The organism is Salmonella sp. SAL04213 (assembly GCF_046550535.1).
Taxonomy (GTDB): domain Bacteria; phylum Pseudomonadota; class Gammaproteobacteria; order Enterobacterales; family Enterobacteriaceae; genus Salmonella; species Salmonella enterica.
Genome location: NZ_JBGDXS010000002.1, coordinates 234,166 through 254,241, shown reverse-complemented (window position 1 = coordinate 254,241; position 20,076 = coordinate 234,166). Strand labels below are relative to the sequence as shown.

At 55.4% G+C, this 20,076-nt stretch carries 22 protein-coding genes and 1 riboswitch; of the genes, 7 read left to right on the top strand and 15 right to left on the bottom strand.

The window, feature by feature from the left end; translation table 11 throughout:
- The 15 genes from cbiM to pduF all read right to left on the bottom strand — a co-directional run bounded on the left by cbiM (position 1) and on the right by pduF (position 13,352).
- A complete protein-coding gene (gene cbiM, locus ACLJPQ_RS05975; protein ID WP_000764336.1) occupies positions 1-738 on the bottom strand; it encodes a cobalt ECF transporter S component CbiM in 738 nt (245 codons plus the stop codon).
- Positions 735-1,448, bottom strand: coding sequence for a cobalt-factor II C(20)-methyltransferase (locus ACLJPQ_RS05970; protein ID WP_064034883.1), 714 nt, complete (start codon positions 1,446-1,448; stop codon positions 735-737). The genes cbiM and ACLJPQ_RS05970 overlap by 4 nt, the downstream gene beginning before the upstream one ends.
- A complete protein-coding gene (cbiK, locus tag ACLJPQ_RS05965) occupies positions 1,445-2,239 on the bottom strand; it encodes a sirohydrochlorin cobaltochelatase (protein WP_000709784.1) in 795 nt (264 codons plus the stop codon). Before cbiK ends, ACLJPQ_RS05970 begins: the two co-directional genes overlap by 4 nt.
- Positions 2,240-2,241: 2 nt before the next feature.
- A complete protein-coding gene (locus ACLJPQ_RS05960) occupies positions 2,242-3,033 on the bottom strand; it encodes a cobalt-precorrin-6A reductase (protein WP_080184635.1) in 792 nt (263 codons plus the stop codon).
- Positions 3,030-3,755 (bottom strand): precorrin-3B C(17)-methyltransferase, encoded by a 726-nt coding sequence (locus ACLJPQ_RS05955; protein ID WP_080184636.1) that lies wholly within the window; start codon positions 3,753-3,755, stop codon positions 3,030-3,032. Before ACLJPQ_RS05955 ends, ACLJPQ_RS05960 begins: the two co-directional genes overlap by 4 nt.
- A complete protein-coding gene (cbiG, locus tag ACLJPQ_RS05950; protein ID WP_001098923.1) occupies positions 3,755-4,810 on the bottom strand; it encodes a cobalt-precorrin 5A hydrolase in 1,056 nt (351 codons plus the stop codon). Before cbiG ends, ACLJPQ_RS05955 begins: the two co-directional genes overlap by 1 nt.
- Positions 4,791-5,564, bottom strand: coding sequence for a cobalt-precorrin-4 methyltransferase (locus ACLJPQ_RS05945; RefSeq protein ID WP_000004870.1), 774 nt, complete (start codon positions 5,562-5,564; stop codon positions 4,791-4,793). The genes cbiG and ACLJPQ_RS05945 overlap by 20 nt, the downstream gene beginning before the upstream one ends.
- A complete protein-coding gene (locus ACLJPQ_RS05940) occupies positions 5,548-6,126 on the bottom strand; it encodes a decarboxylating cobalt-precorrin-6B (C(15))-methyltransferase (RefSeq protein WP_023204216.1) in 579 nt (192 codons plus the stop codon). Before ACLJPQ_RS05940 ends, ACLJPQ_RS05945 begins: the two co-directional genes overlap by 17 nt.
- Positions 6,116-6,721, bottom strand: coding sequence for a cobalt-precorrin-7 (C(5))-methyltransferase (locus ACLJPQ_RS05935; RefSeq protein ID WP_076737160.1), 606 nt, complete (start codon positions 6,719-6,721; stop codon positions 6,116-6,118). The genes ACLJPQ_RS05940 and ACLJPQ_RS05935 overlap by 11 nt, the downstream gene beginning before the upstream one ends.
- The gene (cbiD, locus tag ACLJPQ_RS05930; protein ID WP_023206672.1) at positions 6,715-7,854 is read right to left on the bottom strand and encodes a cobalt-precorrin-5B (C(1))-methyltransferase CbiD; all 1,140 of its coding nucleotides are present in this window, start codon (positions 7,852-7,854) and stop codon (positions 6,715-6,717) included. Before cbiD ends, ACLJPQ_RS05935 begins: the two co-directional genes overlap by 7 nt.
- The gene (locus ACLJPQ_RS05925) at positions 7,854-8,486 is read right to left on the bottom strand and encodes a cobalt-precorrin-8 methylmutase (protein ID WP_000558988.1); all 633 of its coding nucleotides are present in this window, start codon (positions 8,484-8,486) and stop codon (positions 7,854-7,856) included. Before ACLJPQ_RS05925 ends, cbiD begins: the two co-directional genes overlap by 1 nt.
- Positions 8,487-8,496: 10 nt before the next feature.
- Entirely contained in the window at positions 8,497-9,456 is a 960-nt protein-coding gene (cbiB, locus tag ACLJPQ_RS05920) for an adenosylcobinamide-phosphate synthase CbiB (protein WP_000153647.1), read from the bottom strand.
- On the bottom strand, positions 9,453-10,832 hold the full coding sequence (locus ACLJPQ_RS05915; protein WP_000741250.1) for a cobyrinate a,c-diamide synthase: 1,380 nt from the start codon (positions 10,830-10,832) through the stop codon (positions 9,453-9,455). Before ACLJPQ_RS05915 ends, cbiB begins: the two co-directional genes overlap by 4 nt.
- Before the next feature lie 96 nt (positions 10,833-10,928).
- A riboswitch (cobalamin riboswitch) is annotated at positions 10,929-11,104 on the bottom strand.
- A 325-nt stretch (positions 11,105-11,429) separates the two neighbouring features.
- A complete protein-coding gene (pocR, locus tag ACLJPQ_RS05910) occupies positions 11,430-12,341 on the bottom strand; it encodes a transcriptional regulator PocR (protein ID WP_000622326.1) in 912 nt (303 codons plus the stop codon).
- Positions 12,342-12,557: 216 nt separating this feature from the next.
- Complete coding sequence (gene pduF, locus ACLJPQ_RS05905; protein WP_001000023.1) at positions 12,558-13,352, bottom strand: propanediol diffusion facilitator PduF; 795 nt, start codon at positions 13,350-13,352, stop codon at positions 12,558-12,560.
- A gap of 524 nt (positions 13,353-13,876) precedes the next feature.
- Between pduF and pduA the strand changes: the two genes are divergently transcribed.
- Genes pduA through pduH form a run of 7 tightly spaced genes read left to right on the top strand, consistent with a single transcriptional unit; the run spans position 13,877 to position 20,062 of the window.
- A complete protein-coding gene (gene pduA / locus ACLJPQ_RS05900; RefSeq protein ID WP_001183618.1) occupies positions 13,877-14,161 on the top strand; it encodes a propanediol utilization microcompartment protein PduA in 285 nt (94 codons plus the stop codon).
- The gene (gene pduB, locus ACLJPQ_RS05895; protein ID WP_000097500.1) at positions 14,158-14,970 is read left to right on the top strand and encodes a propanediol utilization microcompartment protein PduB; all 813 of its coding nucleotides are present in this window, start codon (positions 14,158-14,160) and stop codon (positions 14,968-14,970) included. Before pduA ends, pduB begins: the two co-directional genes overlap by 4 nt.
- An 18-nt stretch (positions 14,971-14,988) precedes the next feature.
- Complete coding sequence (gene pduC, locus ACLJPQ_RS05890) at positions 14,989-16,653, top strand: propanediol dehydratase large subunit PduC (RefSeq protein ID WP_001256896.1); 1,665 nt, start codon at positions 14,989-14,991, stop codon at positions 16,651-16,653.
- A gap of 10 nt (positions 16,654-16,663) precedes the next feature.
- The gene (gene pduD / locus ACLJPQ_RS05885; protein WP_000405051.1) at positions 16,664-17,338 is read left to right on the top strand and encodes a propanediol dehydratase medium subunit PduD; all 675 of its coding nucleotides are present in this window, start codon (positions 16,664-16,666) and stop codon (positions 17,336-17,338) included.
- 14 nt (positions 17,339-17,352) lie between these two features.
- Entirely contained in the window at positions 17,353-17,874 is a 522-nt protein-coding gene (gene pduE / locus ACLJPQ_RS05880) for a propanediol dehydratase small subunit PduE (protein ID WP_001090597.1), read from the top strand.
- A 15-nt stretch (positions 17,875-17,889) separates the two neighbouring features.
- Positions 17,890-19,722, top strand: a complete 1,833-nt coding sequence (gene pduG, locus ACLJPQ_RS05875) for a propanediol dehydratase reactivase alpha subunit PduG (protein ID WP_080184637.1) — start codon at positions 17,890-17,892, stop codon at positions 19,720-19,722.
- Positions 19,712-20,062, top strand: a complete 351-nt coding sequence (gene pduH, locus ACLJPQ_RS05870; RefSeq protein ID WP_000377974.1) for a propanediol dehydratase reactivase beta subunit PduH — start codon at positions 19,712-19,714, stop codon at positions 20,060-20,062. The genes pduG and pduH overlap by 11 nt, the downstream gene beginning before the upstream one ends.
- Positions 20,063-20,076 lie beyond the last annotated feature (14 nt).

The window sequence follows — 20,076 nt, the reverse complement described above, 5'->3', positions numbered from 1 at the left end:
TTAATGTCCTTGTACGGTAATCACTTGCCGTTTGGTTAACTGGTCATAAATCATGACGGTTAATAAACCTTCGGCAATGGCGACAGGAATCTGCGTGAGGCAGAAAATCCCCATAAACTTCACAACAGACCCTGTCGCTCCGGCATGGGGATCGGGAAACGCAACGCCAAGCTGGACTGAAGTCACAAAATAGGTCGCCAAATCCGCCAGCATCGCGCACAGAAAAACGGCGACATCACGGCGCAGTCCGGCACGGCAGGCCATTTTCCACACCAGATAACCGACAACCGGGCCAATCACCGCCATCGACATTCCGTTTGCGCCAAGCGTCGTCAGGCCGCCGTGCGCCAGCAATAGCGCCTGAAACAACAGCACAACCGCACCGAGAATCGCCACCACCCCGGGCCCGAACAAGATAACCGCCAGACCAACGCCGGTCGGATGTGAACAACTCCCCGTTACCGACGGAATTTTGAGCGCGGACAGGACAAAAATAAACGCGCCGCACAGCGCCAGCAGTACCTTCTGATGATTATCCTCCTGCACAATACGCCGTAAGCGCACCAGTCCATACCACAAGCAGGGTAAAAACAGTAACCACCAGGCCAGCGCCCACACTGGCGGTAAAAAGCCCTCCATGATATGCATCGCAAACGCCTGTTGCGGGACAACCATCAGCAATAGCGCTGCAGCCAGTCCACTGAAAGACAACTGTCGAAGCTGCTGTTCAAGTTTCATTCTGCATACTCCCACTGTTTATTGACCAGAATGGTCGAAAAATAGGGCAACGGTCGATCATCGTTGACCTCGTGGAGATGGCGCCAGCACTGCTCGCCGGGCAGTGTGGCCTCGGACATCATTAAGGCGCATTCCAGCAGGCCAGCCTGCGCCAGCAAAGCTTTAATACGGGCGAACCGGCCATACACTTTCATCAACACCAGGCTATCATGCTGTTGTAGCGCCTGGGCTATTTCCGCTTCCGGCGCGGTACAAGAAATAACCGCCAGCGATTGCCGTTCTATGGCGAGCGGCATTTTCGCGCGGGCGGCTATCGCGGCGAAGGACGTGACGCCGGGGACAATCTCCAGCCACTCCGGACAGCCGATTCGCTGGAGTAAAAAAATCCAGGTACTGAATAGCATCGCATCGCCCAGGGTAATAAAACCGACCTGTTTACCCGCTTCCACCTCTGCGGTAAGCGCGGCGGCAACCTCGTTCCAGACCGCTTCTTTCTCGGCGCCGTCAGCGCTCATAGGGAAATGGCAACAACGTACTTCCGTCTGCTCGCCGAGATAGTCGCGCACAATCGACAGCGCCAGACTATCGCCCCCCCTACGACCGGCGGGCGCATACAGAATGTCCAGCGAGCCAAGAATCCGCGCTGCGCGGACGGTTATCAGGTCGGGCGCGCCTGGCCCGGTACTTAATGCGTATAATTTACCGTTCATGCCGCCTCCTCTACCGCCATGTTCAGCGCCTGGTGCAAATGCGCGACAAACATCGCCCGGATAGCCGGGTTTTCTCCCAGCCCGCTCAGCCACGGCGTCGCCGGAATGCCCGCCGCGTTAAAGCGCATTTTCCATGAGTCGCCGTCGTCTGAAGCCATATCATTAATGGCGTGATCGCCCGCCACCAGCATTAATGGCATCAAATGTACGCCGGTGACGCCTTCGTCACGCAGGCTGTCGATCAGGATGTCGACCTCCGGGTAGCTTTCTACGGCGCCGACGCGCGCCGGAAAGCGCTGCGCGGTCATCATATGATCGAGACAGGCATAAGCTGCGAATGCGTGATGGCTGGCGCCGTGGCCCATAAAAACGACTTTCTCCGTTTGTCTGAGCGATGGCATCTGTTGTCGCAACGCCTGCATTAGCTGCACATAATCGTTATGGCTGCTCAGCAGCGGCACGCCCAGCGTCAGGCGAGTGAATAACGGACGCAAGAGTTGTACCTCACGGACAATTTTTTCATATTCGTCGCCGTTAATAATGTGCAACGACTGAATCGCCACGTCCTGATATCCCTGTGCGGCAAGCTTTTGCAAAGCCTGTAATGGCGTATCGATGTCGATACCGTCACGCTGGCGAAGCTTGCGAATGATCATTCCGGAAGTGAAGGCGCGAAACAGGTCGCGATCGGGACAGGACGCCGCCAGATCACGTTCGCACGCCACAATGTTTTTTTCACAGGTGTCGTGATAGCTGGTGCCAAAACTGACCACCAGAAGCGCTTTTTTCATTTTTACTCCTTAGCTGCGGCCAGCCAGCGCGATAAACGCTGCGCAAAGGCGGCCTGGCTTTCCAGTAACTCATCACCCGTCACAAGCGGCGTCGGGCGCGCAATAACGATGCAGGGAATGCCCGCATCCAGACAGGGCTGAACTTTTTCCTGATATCCCCCCTCCGCGCCGGACGCTTTGGTAATGACTACGTCGGCCCGGCACTGGTGGTAAAACGCGGCGTTAAAATCAGCGCTGAACGGCCCACACAGTGCGAAAATTTCTCCAACGCCGAACCCCAGTTCGCTGCAGCGTTGAATCACCTCCGCCACGGGCAGTACGCGCGCCAGCAACGTTTTTTCCGCCAGCCCGGCACGCCAGACGGCCAGATCTTTACTGCCGGTCGTCAGTAACACGCGCGGACCAAAACGCCTCGCTATCTCGCAGGCATCGGCAATACTGCGCGCCGTATAGAGAAGCGGATGCGTCAGATTGCTAAGCTGATCCGGACGCTGATAACGACTTAACAACACGCCTGCCGTTTCACAGGCGCGAAGGAGGTTATGGCTGACCATTTCTGCATAAGGATGCGATGCATCTATTACCCAGCGAGTACGGTTTTCTTTTAGCCAGGCGACCATCTGCCCGTACTCCAGACGACCACAGCGCACCTGCCCTTTAATGTCGCCAGCCAGCGCTTTTCCGGCTGGCGTCGCCACGGATAAGGTGTACGCGACGTTCGCCGCATCCAGTTGTCGGCATAACGCGCGCGCATCGCTGGTGCCGCCCACCACCAGCACCTCCCCCTCACTCACAGCGTGTAACCTCGCGGCGTTATCATCAGCCCATCCTGAACATAGGTCGTTTTATTACCGACGATGACCAGACTGGTCATATCTACCGGTTCAAAATCCATATCGCTGAGCGTAGTCAGCCATTTTTCCTCTTTCTTACGTCCGGCGGATTTCACCACGCCAACCGGCGTTTGCGCGCTTTTACTGGCGGCAAGCAGGTCAAACGCGCGCGCCAGATGCCCTTCGCGCCCGCGGCTGCGCGGGTTGTAAAAACAGATAACAAAGTCTGCCTCTCCGGCGGCAACAATGCGTTTTTCAATAACCGGCCACGGGGTCAGCAGGTCGCTGAGACTGATATGACAGAAGTCGTGCATCAGCGGCGCACCCAGCAGCGAGGCGGCTGCGATACTGGCGGTCATCCCCGGAATAAGACGAACCTCTACATCCAGCTTCTGCTTGCTCACCAGCTCCAGCACCAGACCCGCCATGCCGTAAATACCGGCGTCGCCGCTGCTGATGAGCGCTACGTTATGACCGGCCTGCGCCAGTTCAATAGCCGCCTGGCAGCGTTCAATTTCCTTACACATGCCGGTCTTGATCACCTGTTTGTCGCCGGTGAATGCTTTAACCAGATGGGTATAGGTTTTGTAGCCCACGACGATTTCCGCCGCCTGAAGCGCCTCAATCGCCTCCATCGTCATCATTGCCTGCGAACCGGGGCCAATACCAATTACGCTCAACATCAGTGTGCAACTCCTAAAGTAATAGTGACGCCCTGCTCTCGCAGGGTCTCGCCTAACAATTGTCCCTGGCTTAATAACCACGCAGCCGGGCCGGATACGCTGCCAACGCCCACCGTTTTTCTGACGAAGCCAGAACCGGGAAAATGGTGTTCGAATTCGCGCAACGCTTCGGCGGTAAAGGTTTTAAAAGGCACGCGGCAGCAGGAGGCGAGCTGAATAAGCCCCGGCTCCCCTTTTTTGAGCGTGACGCTGCCAATCGCTTTTAACGCCAGCGGATCGAGTTTCTGCGCTTCAAGCTGGCGCGCCAGTAATGTCGCTAACAGGGGAAATGGCGTATCGCGGCGACAGCCAATTCCCGCCACCACACGCTGGGGCACCAGTTTCCAGTGCGGTACGGGAAGCTCAGGGAGGTCATTACGCAAAGAGACGCAGATAAGCGCATCCAGTTCAGGCAGCCGCTGCAAATCATCAACAGGGATAAAACCGCGAATATCACACTGGCCGATCTCTTCCGTTAGTTCGGCATCCCACCATAACCCCACACGTTGATGACTGACCAACATCTGGTTAACGGTTTTTACCGCCGTTCGAAGATCGGTCATGCGGGCGTTAAGCTGGAAAGCTAAGGTGTCCAACGCGGACATCTCATTGACATCCGTTGCCGTGGTAATCACCGGATCGGCGCCTAACATTCCTGCCAGGTAGCGCGTCAAGGCATTGGCCCCGCCCGCATGACCGGAAAGCAGGCTAATGACATGCTGACCACGTTCATCAATGACGACCACCGCAGGATCGCTGAACTTGTCGTTCACTAACGGCGCCAGGACACGAACGGCAATGCCGGTCGCGCCGATAAAAATAAGCGCGGTATAAGTGGTAAAAGCCTGCCGCGCGGTATTAGCGAATCCGCCATCGAAGGGAATAAATCCCTCTTCCCGCAGTTTTTCACTGGTAAAGCAGGTTAACGGCAGCATCGCGGCGAGTCTCTTTGCCAGCGCCACGCCGCCGGGCGTCAGGCAAAACAACGCAATGGATTCAGGCTTTACGGTATTCATGGCTAAAGTCCGCTGCATAAAGTCTTGAGTAGTGATACTCCTTACCCAGAAAATTCCCGACCAGGATTAGCGCCGTCTTACGGATGCCTGCATCACGTACTTTGTCGCTAATATCCGCTAACGTGCCGCGAACGGTCTGACTTTCCGGCCAGGTAGCCTTATAGATGACCGCGACAGGCGTAGTTGCCGGATAACCGCCGGCAATGAGACGTTCCGCCACTCGGTGAATACGCTGAACGGAGAGATAAATCGCCATCGACGTCTGGTGACTGGCGAACGCCTCCAGTTGTTCGCGCGCCGGTACTGGCGTACGCCCTTCCAGACGGGTAATAATGAGACTCTGCGATACCTCCGGTACGGTATATTCCACACCCAGCTCCGCCGCAGCGCCGAGAAACGCGCTGACGCCAGGCACTACCTGCCAGTCGATACCACGGCGGGTTAACTCTTCGCCTTGCTCACGTACGGAGCCGTACAGCGAGACATCGCCCGTTTGCAACCGCACCACCGTTTTTCCCGCTTTCACGCCCGCAGCCATCAGCTCGATAATCTGCTCAAGATGCAGTTCGGCGCTGTCGTAGCGTTCTGCCTGCGCGGGGCAGTAATCCAGCAGTTCGGTATTGATCAGCGAACCGGCATAGATAACTACCTGCGCCTGTTGCAGCAGGCGGTAGCCTTTAAGCGTGATCAGCTCGCGATCGCCCGGCCCGGCGCCGACGAACCATACACAGCGTGGATCAAATGTCTCTGACATGGTTTTCTTCCTTCTGACAGGCGATAACAAAAACAGGGTTGTTCGGTTTGAAATAGTGTCCCGCCCCCAGCGGCGTTAACGATGAAAGCTGAAGCTGTACACAGTCCATTCGGCATGCGCCGATGTGCGCAAGATGCGCCAGCGCGCTATGAAGGTTTTCCTGCAAGATAAAGGTCATCACCAGACGGCCACCGGGATGCAGATGGCCCATCGCCCAGTCAATCAGCGCCGTCAGATGCCCGCCGCTGCCGCCCATAAACACCGCATCGGCTTTCCCGGTTATGGTCATTGGCGCTTCGCCGGGGAGAATATCGATATTGCCGCAGGCAAAGCGCTGACGATTCTCATCAAGCAGCCGTAGCGCGGCAGGATTACGCTCGATAGCCGTCACCTGCAACGAAGGAAATTGCAGCGCCGCTTCAATTGAGACGCTTCCCGTTCCCGCCCCGACGTCAATCAGGTGACTGGCGCGGTGGAGCTCAAGTTTCGACAGCACCAGCGCCCGTACCGCCTCTTTGGTCATTGGCACGTTCTCGCCGCGCAGAAAAAGCTCATCTTTCATCCAGGATCACCACTGCATTCATTTCATAGTCGGCGTTGACCGCACTGACGGGTAGCCAGTGGATCCGCTCATTTTCCATCGCCAGATTTTCACCAATCACCATTAAGCGATGCCCTTTACCCCGCGCGACCAGTTCCCGCGCGATTTCTCGCGGCCCGCAGCGGGCATCCGTGACCATCGCCACTTTGCGATGGCTCGCCAACTGATCGAAGCTGACGCAACGACCGTGGCTACTGGTCAACCACATGTCATTCATATCAATTCCAGCCTGTGCGCACAGATACTGTACGGCGCTGATGCCAGGGATAATGCGAACCTGTTCGATACCAAAATGCGCCACCAGGCGTGTACCGATGCCATAAAACAGCGGATCGCCGGAGGCCAGCACCACGATCCTTTTATCCCAGCGGGCGGCAATCCAGGACAACAACGCGCCAATATCCGCGCCCAGCGTAAATCGTTCGCCGCCAAACGCCGGAAACTGCGCCAAATGCCGTTTACCGCCTGCCAGCGCATCGGCGTGGTCTATCGCTTCCAGCGCCGCAGGGGTCATCAAATGCCGTCCGGCGGGCCCCATTCCCACGACCGTTAGCATTGCAGCTCCTTAGCAATCTCGTCGACGGGACGATTACTGCCGAGAATATGGTTATCAAAAGAAAACAGGATGGCGTCGCAGACAGGCGGCGTTTTGGTAAAACGCAGCATCTGCATGACTCGCAAACAAATGCGCCTGGCAAGATGGTTATAGATATGCCCGAAGCCATATGCTTCAATGTGCTCCATTGCCGCTTCGGTGGTATCGCAATCGCTGACCAGGGTGAGTAACTCCAGCGGCGCGCCCAGTAAAGCTAAATGCGCGACCAGCGTTTCCATGCGCGCATCGGCAATATGGCTATGGGTATGAAAGATCCCGGCGGCGATTTTGATCAATTTTCCAGGATGACCCACCAGCACTATCTGGCAAAATCCCAGCCGTACCGCCTCTTCAATCATGTAGCCGACAAAATTGCTCATGGTGACGACTGCCTGTGTGTCGACGCCCATTTGTTCGCGAACAAACCGTTCGCCGTGGTTGCCCGGCACGAGTATCACCCGCGTTAATCCTGACGCCCGTTTGATCTCCAGTTCCAGCGATAGCGAGCGTTTCCAGCTTTCTTCCGACATCGGCGTCACAATGCCGGTAGTGCCAATAATGGAAATGCCGCCAAGAATGCCAAGCCGCGAGTTATACGTTTTTTGCGCCCGCACTTCGCCTTCCGGGGCAAAAATCTCCACATCGGCCCCACGCGCCGGGCCTATCGCTTCGCGCACCGCAGATTCAATGGTATGGCGCGGCGTACGATTGATGGCGGCGCTCCCGAGCGGTAGTCCAACCCCTTTACGCGTTACCGTACCAATACCTTCGCCGCCAGTGAGCGTAATCTCACCGCTGTCGTTGAGCGTAACGCGGGCAAAAATCAGCATTCCGTGCGTGGCATCCACGTCATCGCCGCCATCTTTACGAATTGCGGCTATCGCCTGCTGGCCTTCAATGTGCGGCGACTCCACGTTCAGGCATAGCGTGACGCCCGACGGCGTGACGATGGAGACCTGATGAATCAGATGTTGACGTAATACCATCAGCGCGGCGACTTTTGCCGCCGCCGTCGCGCAGGAACCGGTGGTATATCCTTTACGTAACGCTTTACCGTGGCGCCAGACCGGCGCGTCAAAAGAAAGCTCGCTCATCAGGCCTCCCGGAGGTGATAGAGCAACGCATTGACGATAGCGGCAGCCACGTTACTGCCGCCTTTACGCCCTAACGCGGCAACCGCGGGGAAATGGCTATGGGTGAGCGCCTCTTTGGACTCCGCCGCGCCGACAAAGCCTACCGGTACGCCCACCACGCCGCTCACCGTCACGTTATGTTCAAGCAAACGGAACAGGGCCGTCGGCGCATTACCGAAAACAAAGAGCTTGTTTTTCTCCTCCTCGGCGATAGCGATATCGACGGCGGCCATTGAACGGGTAATCCCCTGCGTTTGTGCGGCGCGCACCACGCGCGGATCGCTGATATAACAGCGACACTCGCCGCCAAACGTCGCCAGTAATCTTTTATTAATGCCGGACAGCGCCATCGTGGTATCGGTATAAATAATGCACGGATGGCGTAACGCATCACAAAGCTGCTCCAGCGCATCGGCAGAGAACCACAAAATGTCCAGCCAGTCGAAATCGGCGGTGGTATGAATAACCCGCTTGATAATGGCCTCATGGAGCGGACTGGCGAAACGGTAATCAGGACGCGTTTCGCGAATAATGTCGCTAATAATGGTGAAACTGTTGGCCTCAATGGTTTGGGGCTGCTGGATATAATGCATACTGTCGTCCTCAGGCCACGCCAGATAACCCGCACCGCGCCGCAATAAACAGCGCCAGCGCCAGGGTTGAAGCGACCCACATCAATCGAATCGTTCGGGAAATATCGTCCACGGAAATATCGCGCTGCGCGTCGCCTATCCAGGGCTTGTCCACACGCTCGCCAAAGTAGTTATTTGGGCCACCGAGCTGGATTCCTAAGGCGCCGGCCACACACGCTTCCGACCAGGCGCAATTTGGGCTACTGTGGTTATAACGGTCACGCCAGCCAATACGCAGCGCCCGCCAACCACTCAGGCGACACAGTCCTGCCGCAATGCCCAGCAACAGCCAGCTCAGTCGGGCAGGAAGATAGTTCGCTACGTCGTCCATACGGGCGCTGACCATACCAATCGCCCGGTATTTTTCATGTTTGTAGCCCACCATTGAATCCAGGGTATTGACGGCTTTGTAGGCCATCGCCAGCGGCGCGCCGCCGAGAAAGAGGAAAAAGAGCGGCGCGATAATGCCGTCAACGGTGTTTTCTGCAACCGTTTCCACCACGGCGCGATTGATCTGCGCTGGCTGAAGTTGCGACGTATCGCGCCCGACGATCCAGGAGAGTTTTATTCGGCTTTCCGCAAGGTCGTTCTTCCGTAACGGTCGTTCAACCTCCTGCGCGGCGTGGGCCAGAGAGCGTCCGGCCAGCGTGGTAAAGATCATCCAGACTTCGACGCTCCAGCCAAACCAGGGGTGAATCCGCTGCGCCAGCGCCAGTACGCCCCATGCCACGCCCCAGGTCGCCCCGACAACCACAACCCACATTACGCCGCCGCCAATCCGCAGCGCTTTATCGCCGGGACAATAGCGTCGAACAATACGCTGCACAAACGTAATTAATCGGCCTATCCAGCGTACCGGATGGGGCCAGTGTTGAGGGTCGCCGATGATAAAATCCAGCACCCAGGCGATACACCAGGCAAGGATCGTCATAATACGCGCCTCGCCGCCGCCAGCCAGTGCTGCAACATTTCCAGACGCTGGGCGAAATGGACGTGCAGATAGCTGGCAAACGTGTTGCCTGTCTGCCAGCCGCCAGTCCATTCCTGTAACACGCGGCCATCGCGAACCTTACGACAGGCCATAACGGCGGGTGTTTCGGGGATAAAATCTGAGTAGTGAAATTCATGGCCGCGCACTATCTCGCCAGGCGCCGCCAATAGCGTTGGCTGCATAGCCTGCGCCTCACAATAACCAAAGCGGGTGAGTCGCTTACCCATTTTGCTGTGACCGGGGATAATATTCGCCATCTGATGAATTTCCCCGCCGCTATCCTCCAGAGTGCTCCCCAGATACATCAGACCGCCACACTCCGCGTAAATCGCCACGCCGCGCTGATGCGCCGCCCGCAAATGTTTTAACATCACCGTATTTGCCGCCAGATCCGCGGCGTATAATTCAGGATATCCACCGCCCAGCCAGATCATCTGACAATCAGGCAATGCGCGGTCATGCAGTGGGCTAAAACGCACAATGTTAACGCCGGCACGCTCCAGCAAATCGATGTTATCGGGGTAATAAAAGTTAAAGGCCTCATCATCCGCCAGAGCAAGCGTCAGCCCTGCCCCCGCTGTGTTATCGGGGCGTTCAGGCCACATTCCCGCCGGAAGCGCTGATAACACGCTCAGCGAGAGTAGCGCATCCACATCCACTGTTTGTTCCAGCGAGGCGGCAAAATCATGCCATGATTGCTGATTGACGAGGGATTCTCTGGCGGTAATCAACCCCAGGTGGCGTTCAGGTAATGCGACGCCGTCGCAAGGAGGGACATACCCCAGTACCGGCAGTGAGCAATAATGTTCAATGGCATTTTTGAGGAGCTGATAGTGGGCGTCGCTAGTGACGCGATTCACAATCACGCCCGCGAGGTTGAGGGTCGGGTCGAAGTGCTGAAATCCCATAACGGTAGCCGCAAGCGACGTTGAAACAGCCTTGCCGTCCACCAGTAGGATGACCGGGCAACCAAGCTGTTTGGCCATCGCGGCTGTGCTGCAGTAATTGGGGTCGACGCCATAGCCGTCATACAGCCCCATGACCCCTTCAATGACAGCGATATCCGCCTGCCGCATTTGTTCGCAAAATAAGGCGTTGAGAACAGGAGGAGGAAGCATGAAACTGTCAAGATTACGGGACGCCACGCCACAGATAGCGGTATGCCAGCCGGTATCAAGGTAATCTGGCCCAACTTTAAACGGCTGTACGCGCAGCGCGCGTTTTTGCAGCAGCCTCAACAAACCAAGCGTCACCGTGGTTTTGCCGCAACCGCTTCCTGTGCCTGCAAGAATAAATGCGTGATGCCTTGCCGCCATTACCCTGATCCTGTTCAGGGTGGTAGGGGTATACAGGTACGCGCATGTTCAGTCTTTCGACTGTACGCGTCTTCGCAACCCACTTCCCACCGAAGTTGTTGGTTATCACCGACAGGCAGGTCTTCTGGCTTAGCGTCCTCCTCGCCCGTCCTTCCCAATCTTGCGATCAGTGGTCTTTACGGGGTCGTCAGCATCACAGCAGCGGGGGCTGCGGGGGATTTTCACCCCCTTCCCTACCACAAATGTGGCAAACCTGTTGGTTTACGTTATGGCTGTACGGCACACCCATAACGACAATTAATAATGTGCTACGTTTTACATTTCTGTGAGCAATAGCCTGAGCGGTTGCTCATCTGACGTTAATCTACTCATCCTTACCGGTATATTGACGATAAAACGTATCGACAAAGCGTAATAAAACTTATCTTTCCTGACACTGTACTTCATCACAAAAATAAAAACTGGTGCAGTTTATGCCCTAAATTTTATTATTTTGTTGCGCTATGACAATTTATTGTTACACCAGATAAATTTTCTTTCTGAAATGATTAAGATACAAAAGACTATCAAAAATCGGCAATAGCAAAATATTGCCATTCATAACGATGGAGGATGAGAATTCTCATTTATCTGCTGGCGATAAGCCTGCGGCGTAACCTGATAGGTCTGGCGGAAGACTTTGCAAAAATAGCTGGTTTGCGAAAAGCCTAAATTACGCGCAATACTGGCAATACTCCAGTCACTATGGCAAAGCAATTCTCTGGCGCTAACCATTCTCTGGCGGTTTACCCACGCATTAAATCCGATTCCCTGATATTTCTTGAATAGCTTACTGAAGTAATAGGGGCTGAGATAGACATGTGAGGCGACATCCTCAAGACGAAGATCGTCGGACAAATGCGCATCAATATAGCGAAGCGCTTTTTTCATTTTACTGTCATGCGGAGTGGGACCACGAGTGGTTTTATTTGCCTCCGATTGCTGCGGATTGTCTTTGATAACCACGAAATTGAGCTGTTTTTTCAGGCAATTCTCAACAATCAGTTTAAGAAGATCGGCGGAAGCGATAACGCGTGAATAGTCCATCTCTGGCACATTCCGAAATTCATTCAAGAGCTCAGGGTCAGCCTGCCAGCGATCGTCAACATTAAGAATGTTTACCAGCTCCACGTCATTACTTAAACGAACCTGCCCGCATAAAACAAAGCCAACTAAATGCCCTGCGATTACCAGCGGAATAGAAAAATCCGTTAGACCGGCATGACAACGATAAATACAGGGTTGATCGGACTTCGATGCCTCCAGTCCCCCGCAGCGATCGCTCATACGACAACGTGTACTATGCTGGGGATGCTGCCGCATCAACTGACAAAACGGCGTGAAATTGAATAGCTCAGATATTTCATCACCATGAATATTGACAACCACAACCGCCAGACCGGTGGCTTGTGCAAAATCCTGTGCGATTTTATTAATGAGTTCTGAGTTCAGAGCGCTCGCAGAAATCATGATAAAACCCCTCAGTTAATTTATTGTTATAAACAAAACACATTATTTACATTCACTTTTTATTAGCATTATCCTGGCCCTGATAAAAAGTACAATGACAATATCAAAAGTCTCCCATTGCTGGGAGACGTTTTGATCAGTTCGTGAAAGCAGATCACGAAATTATCTCACCTGTTTTTACGATACATCATTGCTGTGAATCTGGTTCGCATTTTCTTACAGTTCACAGCGGTTACAAGGTAAATTCTTACCAATAAAATAGCGATATATGGCTGCTCCGGCACAGGCGCCGATAACAGGCGCGACAATCGGCACGATAAAATAAGGGATCTCTCGCCCACCGCTCATCGCCATGTTCCCCCACCCCGCTAACCATGTGAACAGTTTGGGACCGAAATCACGCGCCGGGTTCATTGCAAAACCGGTAAGGGGTCCAGTAGACGCGCCGATAACGGCAACCAATATCCCAATAAGCAAAGGCGCAAGCGGCCCTTTAGGAATGCCATTGCCATCATCCGTCAATGCCATGATCATGCCCATCAGAATCGACGTAATGACCACTTCCACCAACGCAGCCTGCCATACATTTAGCGCTGCGGCCGGATAGGTACTGAAAATGCTGGCTAATTGCAAACTTTCGACGCTACCGCGCACCATATGATGCGCAGTCTCAAATTCAGTAAAAAGGCTACTATAAAGCACATACGCCAGCAGAGCGCCGCCAAAAGCGCCGGCAAACTGGGCAATAATATAAGGCAATACTTTCTGTTTGGGGAAGCAGGCAAAGAGCCACAGCGCAATCGTCACCGCAGGGTTAAGATGTCCGCCGGAGATCCCGGCCGTAAGGTAAACGGCCAGTGAAATTCCAAGCCCCCAAATAATGCAAATCTCCCATAATCCGAGGCTGGCGCCTGCGACTTTGAGCGCGCTCAAACAACCGATACCAAAAAACAAAAAGAGTCCGGTGCCTAAAAATTCCGCACCACATTGCGCCTTTAGAGAATCATTCATGTGACACCTTCTGAGCAAAGTTCGTGTCCTGGCCAGCGCAAGTTTCGGCTGGCGGTAGAGTACAGCTAACCTCACTATAAAAAGTGCCGCCTGTAAATTGTTGGCAACCTGCGGGCCTGCCTCCCGGAAAAATCGTGTTGCGATAGCAAAATTTTGCTTTTCCGATATTTTTATCAGCCCATCACACGGGAAATTTGAGCTATAAAATACGCCTGTGAAAATAATAAAATATTGCACAAGCCAACTTATCAATTTCGAATAAGCATCACATTTTGCGTCTTTCGCCATATCAAATAAAAATACTCTCGTCACTAACAAAAATGTAAAAATGAAATAATAAAAACAAAATAATCATATGGACAACAATAAATTAAATGTTAATTATCAGTTAGTTATAAAAACAAAAGGCAATTTAATCATATTGCTTTCCCATTATTTTCTGATGCTCAACAGCAAGTCAGCCATTCTTTTTCCTCGCATCTTCTTATAGTCCCAACTATCGGAACACTCCATGCGAGGTCTTTATGCAACAAGAAGCACTAGGAATGGTAGAAACCAAAGGCTTAACCGCAGCCATAGAGGCCGCTGATGCAATGGTTAAGTCAGCCAATGTGATGTTAGTGGGCTATGAAAAGATTGGCTCCGGGCTGGTAACCGTCATCGTGCGCGGCGATGTTGGCGCGGTCAAAGCGGCCACCGATGCAGGTGCCGCAGCCGCACGCAACGTGGGTGAAGTGAAAGCCGTACACGTCATCCCACGCCCTCACACCGATGTAGAAAAAATCTTACCGAAGGGAATTAGCCAATGAGCAGCAATGAGCTGGTGGAACAGATCATGGCGCAGGTGATTGCCCGTGTGGCAACGCCGGAACAACAGGCCATCCCTGGTCAACCCCAACCTATACGAGAGACGGCTATGGCAGAAAAAAGCTGCAGTTTAACGGAATTTGTCGGGACCGCCATTGGCGATACCCTGGGCCTGGTTATCGCCAACGTCGATACCGCCCTGCTGGACGCGATGAAGCTTGAGAAGCGCTATCGTTCCATCGGTATTCTCGGCGCCCGCACCGGCGCAGGCCCGCACATTATGGCGGCGGACGAAGCGGTGAAAGCCACCAACACCGAAGTGGTCAGCATTGAGCTGCCGCGCGATACCAAAGGCGGCGCGGGCCACGGTTCGCTGATTATTTTAGGCGGTAACGACGTGTCCGACGTCAAGCGCGGTATCGAAGTCGCGCTGAAAGAGCTGGACCGCACCTTCGGCGATGTTTACGGCAACGAAGCCGGGCATATCGAGCTGCAGTACACCGCTCGCGCCAGCTACGCCCTGGAAAAAGCGTTCGGCGCGCCGATTGGCCGTGCCTGCGGCGTCATCGTCGGCGCTCCGGCTTCCGTCGGCGTACTGATGGCCGATACCGCCCTGAAGTCAGCCAACGTTGAAGTCGTGGCGTACAGCTCGCCGGCGCACGGCACCAGCTTTAGTAACGAAGCCATTCTGGTGATTTCCGGCGACTCCGGCGCGGTCCGTCAGGCGGTGACCTCCGCCCGCGAAATCGGCAAAACCGTCCTTGCGACCCTCGGTTCTGAACCGAAAAACGATCGCCCGTCCTACATCTGATACCCACGAGGCTGATTCATGAGATCGAAAAGATTTGAAGCACTGGCGAAACGCCCTGTGAATCAGGACGGCTTTGTTAAGGAGTGGATCGAAGAAGGCTTTATCGCGATGGAAAGCCCGAACGACCCAAAACCGTCGATTAAAATCGTTAACGGCGCGGTGACCGAGCTGGACGGAAAACCGGTTAGCGAATTCGACCTGATCGACCACTTTATCGCCCGCTACGGCATCAACCTGAACCGCGCCGAAGAAGTGATGGCGATGGATTCGGTCAAGCTGGCTAACATGCTCTGCGATCCGAACGTCAAGCGCAGCGAAATCGTCCCGCTAACCACCGCGATGACCCCGGCGAAAATTGTTGAAGTGGTTTCGCATATGAACGTGGTTGAGATGATGATGGCAATGCAGAAAATGCGCGCCCGCCGCACGCCATCTCAGCAGGCGCACGTCACCAACGTTAAAGACAACCCGGTGCAAATTGCCGCCGATGCCGCCGAAGGCGCATGGCGCGGGTTTGACGAACAAGAAACCACGGTTGCGGTAGCGCGCTACGCGCCGTTCAACGCCATCGCGCTGCTGGTTGGTTCTCAGGTAGGTCGTCCGGGTGTACTGACTCAGTGCTCGCTGGAAGAAGCCACCGAGCTGAAGCTCGGCATGCTGGGCCACACCTGCTACGCCGAAACCATCTCCGTTTACGGCACCGAGCCGGTCTTCACCGACGGTGACGATACACCATGGTCGAAGGGCTTCTTAGCCTCTTCCTACGCCTCTCGCGGCCTGAAAATGCGCTTCACCTCCGGTTCTGGCTCCGAAGTGCAGATGGGCTACGCCGAAGGCAAATCCATGCTGTATCTGGAAGCGCGCTGCATCTATATCACCAAAGCCGCGGGCGTTCAGGGGCTGCAAAACGGCTCCGTAAGCTGTATCGGCGTACCGTCTGCCGTGCCGTCAGGCATTCGTGCCGTGCTGGCGGAAAACCTGATCTGCTCTTCGCTGGATCTGGAATGCGCTTCCAGTAACGACCAGACCTTCACCCACTCCGATATGCGTCGTACCGCGCGCCTGTTGATGCAGTTCCTGCCGGGTACCGACTTTATCTCCTCTGGTTATTCCGCGGTGCCGAACTACGACAACATGTTCGCCGGTTCCAACGAAGATGCGGAAGACTTTGACGACTACAACGTTATCCAGCGTGACCTGAAAGTGGACGGCGGTCTGCGCCCGGTTCGCGAAGAGGACGTTATCGCCATCCGTAACAAAGCCGCCCGCGCGCTGCAGGCCGTGTTTGCCGGAATGGGACTGCCGCCGATTACCGATGAAGAAGTTGAAGCCGCGACCTATGCCCACGGTTCGAAAGATATGCCGGAGCGCAACATCGTCGAAGACATCAAGTTCGCCCAGGAAATCATCAATAAAAACCGCAACGGTCTGGAAGTCGTTAAAGCGCTGGCGCAGGGCGGGTTTACCGACGTGGCCCAGGACATGCTCAACATCCAGAAAGCCAAGCTAACCGGCGACTATTTGCACACCTCCGCCATTATCGTCGGCGACGGGCAAGTGCTCTCTGCGGTTAATGACGTCAATGACTATGCCGGTCCGGCAACAGGTTATCGCCTGCAGGGAGAACGCTGGGAAGAGATTAAAAACATCCCTGGCGCTCTTGATCCCAACGAGATTGATTAAGGGGTGAGAAATGGAAATTAATGAAAAATTGCTGCGCCAGATAATTGAAGACGTGCTCCGCGATATGAAGGGCAGCGATAAACCCGTCTCGTTTAATGCGCCTGCGGCATCCACAACACCACAGACCGCTGCGCCTGCGGGCGACGGCTTTTTGACCGAAGTGGGCGAAGCGCGCCAGGGCACTCAGCAGGACGAAGTCATTATCGCCGTCGGCCCGGCATTTGGCCTGGCACAGACTGTTAATATCGTCGGCTTACCGCATAAGAGCATTCTGCGCGAAGTCATTGCCGGTATTGAAGAAGAAGGCATCAAGGCGCGCGTGATTCGCTGCTTTAAATCTTCCGACGTGGCGTTCGTCGCCGTTGAAGGTAACCGCCTGAGCGGCTCCGGCATCTCCATCGGCATCCAGTCGAAAGGTACTACAGTTATCCACCAGCAGGGGCTACCGCCGCTCTCCAACCTGGAGCTGTTCCCGCAGGCACCGCTGCTGACGCTGGAAACCTACCGTCAGATTGGTAAAAACGCCGCCCGCTATGCGAAACGCGAATCACCGCAGCCGGTCCCTACGCTCAATGACCAGATGGCACGCCCGAAGTACCAGGCAAAGTCAGCCATTTTGCACATTAAAGAGACCAAGTACGTCGTGACGGGCAAAAACCCGCAGGAACTGCGCGTGGCGCTTTGATAAAGGATAACTCCATGAATACCGACGCAATTGAATCGATGGTCCGGGACGTATTGAGCCGCATGAACAGCCTGCAGGGCGATGCGCCAGCAGCGGCTCCTGCGGCAGGCGGCACGTCCCGCAGCGCAAAGGTCAGCGACTACCCGCTGGCGAACAAACACCCGGAATGGGTGAAAACCGCCACCAATAAAACGCTGGACGACTTTACGCTGGAAAACGTGCTGAGCAATAAAGTCACCGCTCAGGATATGCGCATTACCCCGGAAACCCTGCGCTTACAGGCGTCTATCGCCAAGGACGCGGGCCGCGACCGGCTGGCGATGAACTTCGAACGCGCCGCCGAACTGACCGCGGTACCGGACGATCGCATTCTTGAAATCTACAACGCCCTTCGTCCGTATCGTTCAACGAAAGAAGAGCTGCTCGCTATCGCCGACGATCTCGAAAACCGTTATCAGGCAAAGATTTGCGCAGCTTTCGTTCGTGAAGCGGCAGGGCTGTACGTTGAGCGTAAAAAACTCAAAGGCGACGATTAATTACAGGGGTATGTGATGCGATATATAGCTGGCATTGATATCGGCAACTCATCGACGGAAGTCGCACTGGCGCGGCAAGATGAGGCTGGCGCGCTGACAATCACCCACAGCGCGCTGGCGGAAACGACCGGGATCAAAGGCACGTTGCGTAACGTGTTCGGCATTCAGGAAGCGCTCGCCCTCGTCGCAAAGCGCGCGGGGATCAATGTCAGCGATATTTCGCTCATCCGCATTAACGAAGCCACGCCGGTGATTGGCGATGTGGCGATGGAAACCATTACCGAAACCATCATCACCGAATCGACAATGATCGGCCATAACCCAAAAACGCCGGGCGGAGCAGGCCTTGGTGTGGGTATCACGATTACGCCGGAGGAGCTGTTAACCCGCCCGGCGGACTCGTCCTATATTCTGGTGGTGTCATCGGCATTCGATTTTGCCGACATCGCCAATGTTATCAACGCCTCAATGCGTGCCGGATACCAGATTACCGGCGTCATTTTGCAGCGCGACGATGGCGTACTAGTCAGCAACCGGCTGGAAAAATCGCTGCCGATCGTTGACGAGGTTCTGTACATCGACCGCATTCCTCTGGGGATGCTGGCGGCGATTGAAGTCGCCGTGCCGGGGAAGGTTATCGAGACCCTCTCCAACCCTTACGGCATCGCCACCGTATTCAACCTCAACGCCGATGAGACGAAAAACATCGTCCCGATGGCGCGCGCGCTGATTGGCAACCGTTCCGCCGTAGTGGTTAAAACGCCATCCGGCGACGTCAAAGCGCGCGCAATACCCGCCGGTAACCTGGAGCTGCAGGCGCAGGGTCGTACCGTGCGCGTGGATGTTGCCGCCGGTGCCGAAGCTATCATGAAAGCGGTGGACGGCTGCGGCAAGCTCGACAACGTCACCGGCGAGGCCGGGACCAATATCGGCGGCATGCTGGAGCACGTACGCCAGACCATGGCCGAGCTAACCAATAAGCCCAGCAGCGAGATTTTCATTCAGGATCTTCTGGCCGTTGACACCTCGGTTCCGGTGAGCGTCACCGGCGGTCTGGCCGGGGAGTTCTCGCTGGAGCAGGCCGTCGGCATCGCCTCGATGGTGAAATCAGACCGTCTGCAGATGGCGATGATTGCCCGTGAAATTGAGCAGAAGCTTAATATCGACGTGCAGATCGGCGGCGCTGAGGCTGAAGCCGCCATTCTGGGCGCGCTGACCACGCCGGGTACCACCCGACCGCTGGCGATCCTCGACCTCGGCGCGGGCTCCACCGATGCCTCCATCATCAACCCTAAAGGCGAAATCATCGCCACCCATCTCGCCGGGGCAGGCGACATGGTGACGATGATTATTGCCCGCGAGCTGGGGCTGGAAGACCGCTATCTGGCGGAAGAGATCAAAAAATACCCGCTGGCGAAGGTCGAAAGCCTGTTCCATTTGCGCCACGAGGACGGCAGCGTGCAGTTCTTCCCGACGCCGCTGCCTCCCGCCGTGTTCGCCCGCGTCTGCGTGGTGAAACCGGACGAACTGGTGCCGCTTCCCGGCGACTTAGCGCTGGAAAAAGTGCGCGCCATTCGCCGCAGCGCTAAAGAACGCGTCTTTGTCACCAACGCCCTGCGCGCGCTGCGTCAGGTCAGTCCAACCGGCAACATTCGCGATATTCCGTTCGTGGTGCTGGTCGGCGGCTCGTCGCTGGATTTCGAAGTTCCGCAGCTGGTCACCGATGCGCTGGCGCACTACCGCCTGGTCGCCGGGCGAGGAAATATTCGCGGCAGCGAAGGCCCAAGAAACGCGGTGGCCACCGGCCTGATTCTCTCCTGGCACAAGGAATTTGCATATGGACAGTAATCACAGCGCCCCGGCCATCGTCATTACCGTTATCAACGACTGCGCCAGCCTCTGGCACGAAGTGCTGCTGGGTATCGAAGAGGAAGGCATCCCTTTCCTGCTTCAGCATCACCCGGCTGGAGATGTCGTTGACAGCGCCTGGCAGGCGGCGCGCAGCTCGCCGCTGCTGGTCGGCATCGCCTGCGATCGCCATACGCTGGTCGTACATTACAAGAATTTACCCGCATCGGCACCGCTTTTTACGCTGATGCATCATCAGGACAGTCAGGCCCAACGCAACACCGGTAATAACGCGGCACGGCTGGTCAAAGGGATCCCTTTTCGGGATCTCCATGCTTAATCACAGGAGAACGG

What these genes read in the sequence shown, in the direction of transcription:
- pduG (WP_080184637.1), top strand. Translation starts at nt 17,890, where the DNA reads ATGCGATATATAGCTGGCATTGATATCGGCAACTCATCGACGGAAGTC.
- cbiM (WP_000764336.1), bottom strand. Translation starts at nt 738, where the DNA reads ATGAAACTTGAACAGCAGCTTCGACAGTTGTCTTTCAGTGGACTGGCT.
- pduB (WP_000097500.1), top strand. Translation starts at nt 14,158, where the DNA reads ATGAGCAGCAATGAGCTGGTGGAACAGATCATGGCGCAGGTGATTGCC.
- ACLJPQ_RS05945 (WP_000004870.1), bottom strand. Translation starts at nt 5,564, where the DNA reads ATGTCAGAGACATTTGATCCACGCTGTGTATGGTTCGTCGGCGCCGGG.
- cbiG (WP_001098923.1), bottom strand. Translation starts at nt 4,810, where the DNA reads ATGAATACCGTAAAGCCTGAATCCATTGCGTTGTTTTGCCTGACGCCC.
- ACLJPQ_RS05925 (WP_000558988.1), bottom strand. Translation starts at nt 8,486, where the DNA reads ATGCATTATATCCAGCAGCCCCAAACCATTGAGGCCAACAGTTTCACC.
- pocR (WP_000622326.1), bottom strand. Translation starts at nt 12,341, where the DNA reads ATGATTTCTGCGAGCGCTCTGAACTCAGAACTCATTAATAAAATCGCA.
- ACLJPQ_RS05915 (WP_000741250.1), bottom strand. Translation starts at nt 10,832, where the DNA reads ATGGCGGCAAGGCATCACGCATTTATTCTTGCAGGCACAGGAAGCGGT.
- pduC (WP_001256896.1), top strand. Translation starts at nt 14,989, where the DNA reads ATGAGATCGAAAAGATTTGAAGCACTGGCGAAACGCCCTGTGAATCAG.
- pduD (WP_000405051.1), top strand. Translation starts at nt 16,664, where the DNA reads ATGGAAATTAATGAAAAATTGCTGCGCCAGATAATTGAAGACGTGCTC.
- cbiK (WP_000709784.1), bottom strand. Translation starts at nt 2,239, where the DNA reads ATGAAAAAAGCGCTTCTGGTGGTCAGTTTTGGCACCAGCTATCACGAC.
- ACLJPQ_RS05955 (WP_080184636.1), bottom strand. Translation starts at nt 3,755, where the DNA reads ATGTTGAGCGTAATTGGTATTGGCCCCGGTTCGCAGGCAATGATGACG.
- ACLJPQ_RS05935 (WP_076737160.1), bottom strand. Translation starts at nt 6,721, where the DNA reads ATGCTAACGGTCGTGGGAATGGGGCCCGCCGGACGGCATTTGATGACC.
- pduA (WP_001183618.1), top strand. Translation starts at nt 13,877, where the DNA reads ATGCAACAAGAAGCACTAGGAATGGTAGAAACCAAAGGCTTAACCGCA.
- cbiD (WP_023206672.1), bottom strand. Translation starts at nt 7,854, where the DNA reads ATGAGCGAGCTTTCTTTTGACGCGCCGGTCTGGCGCCACGGTAAAGCG.
- ACLJPQ_RS05940 (WP_023204216.1), bottom strand. Translation starts at nt 6,126, where the DNA reads ATGAAAGATGAGCTTTTTCTGCGCGGCGAGAACGTGCCAATGACCAAA.
- cbiB (WP_000153647.1), bottom strand. Translation starts at nt 9,456, where the DNA reads ATGACGATCCTTGCCTGGTGTATCGCCTGGGTGCTGGATTTTATCATC.
- pduF (WP_001000023.1), bottom strand. Translation starts at nt 13,352, where the DNA reads ATGAATGATTCTCTAAAGGCGCAATGTGGTGCGGAATTTTTAGGCACC.
- pduH (WP_000377974.1), top strand. Translation starts at nt 19,712, where the DNA reads ATGGACAGTAATCACAGCGCCCCGGCCATCGTCATTACCGTTATCAAC.
- ACLJPQ_RS05970 (WP_064034883.1), bottom strand. Translation starts at nt 1,448, where the DNA reads ATGAACGGTAAATTATACGCATTAAGTACCGGGCCAGGCGCGCCCGAC.
- pduE (WP_001090597.1), top strand. Translation starts at nt 17,353, where the DNA reads ATGAATACCGACGCAATTGAATCGATGGTCCGGGACGTATTGAGCCGC.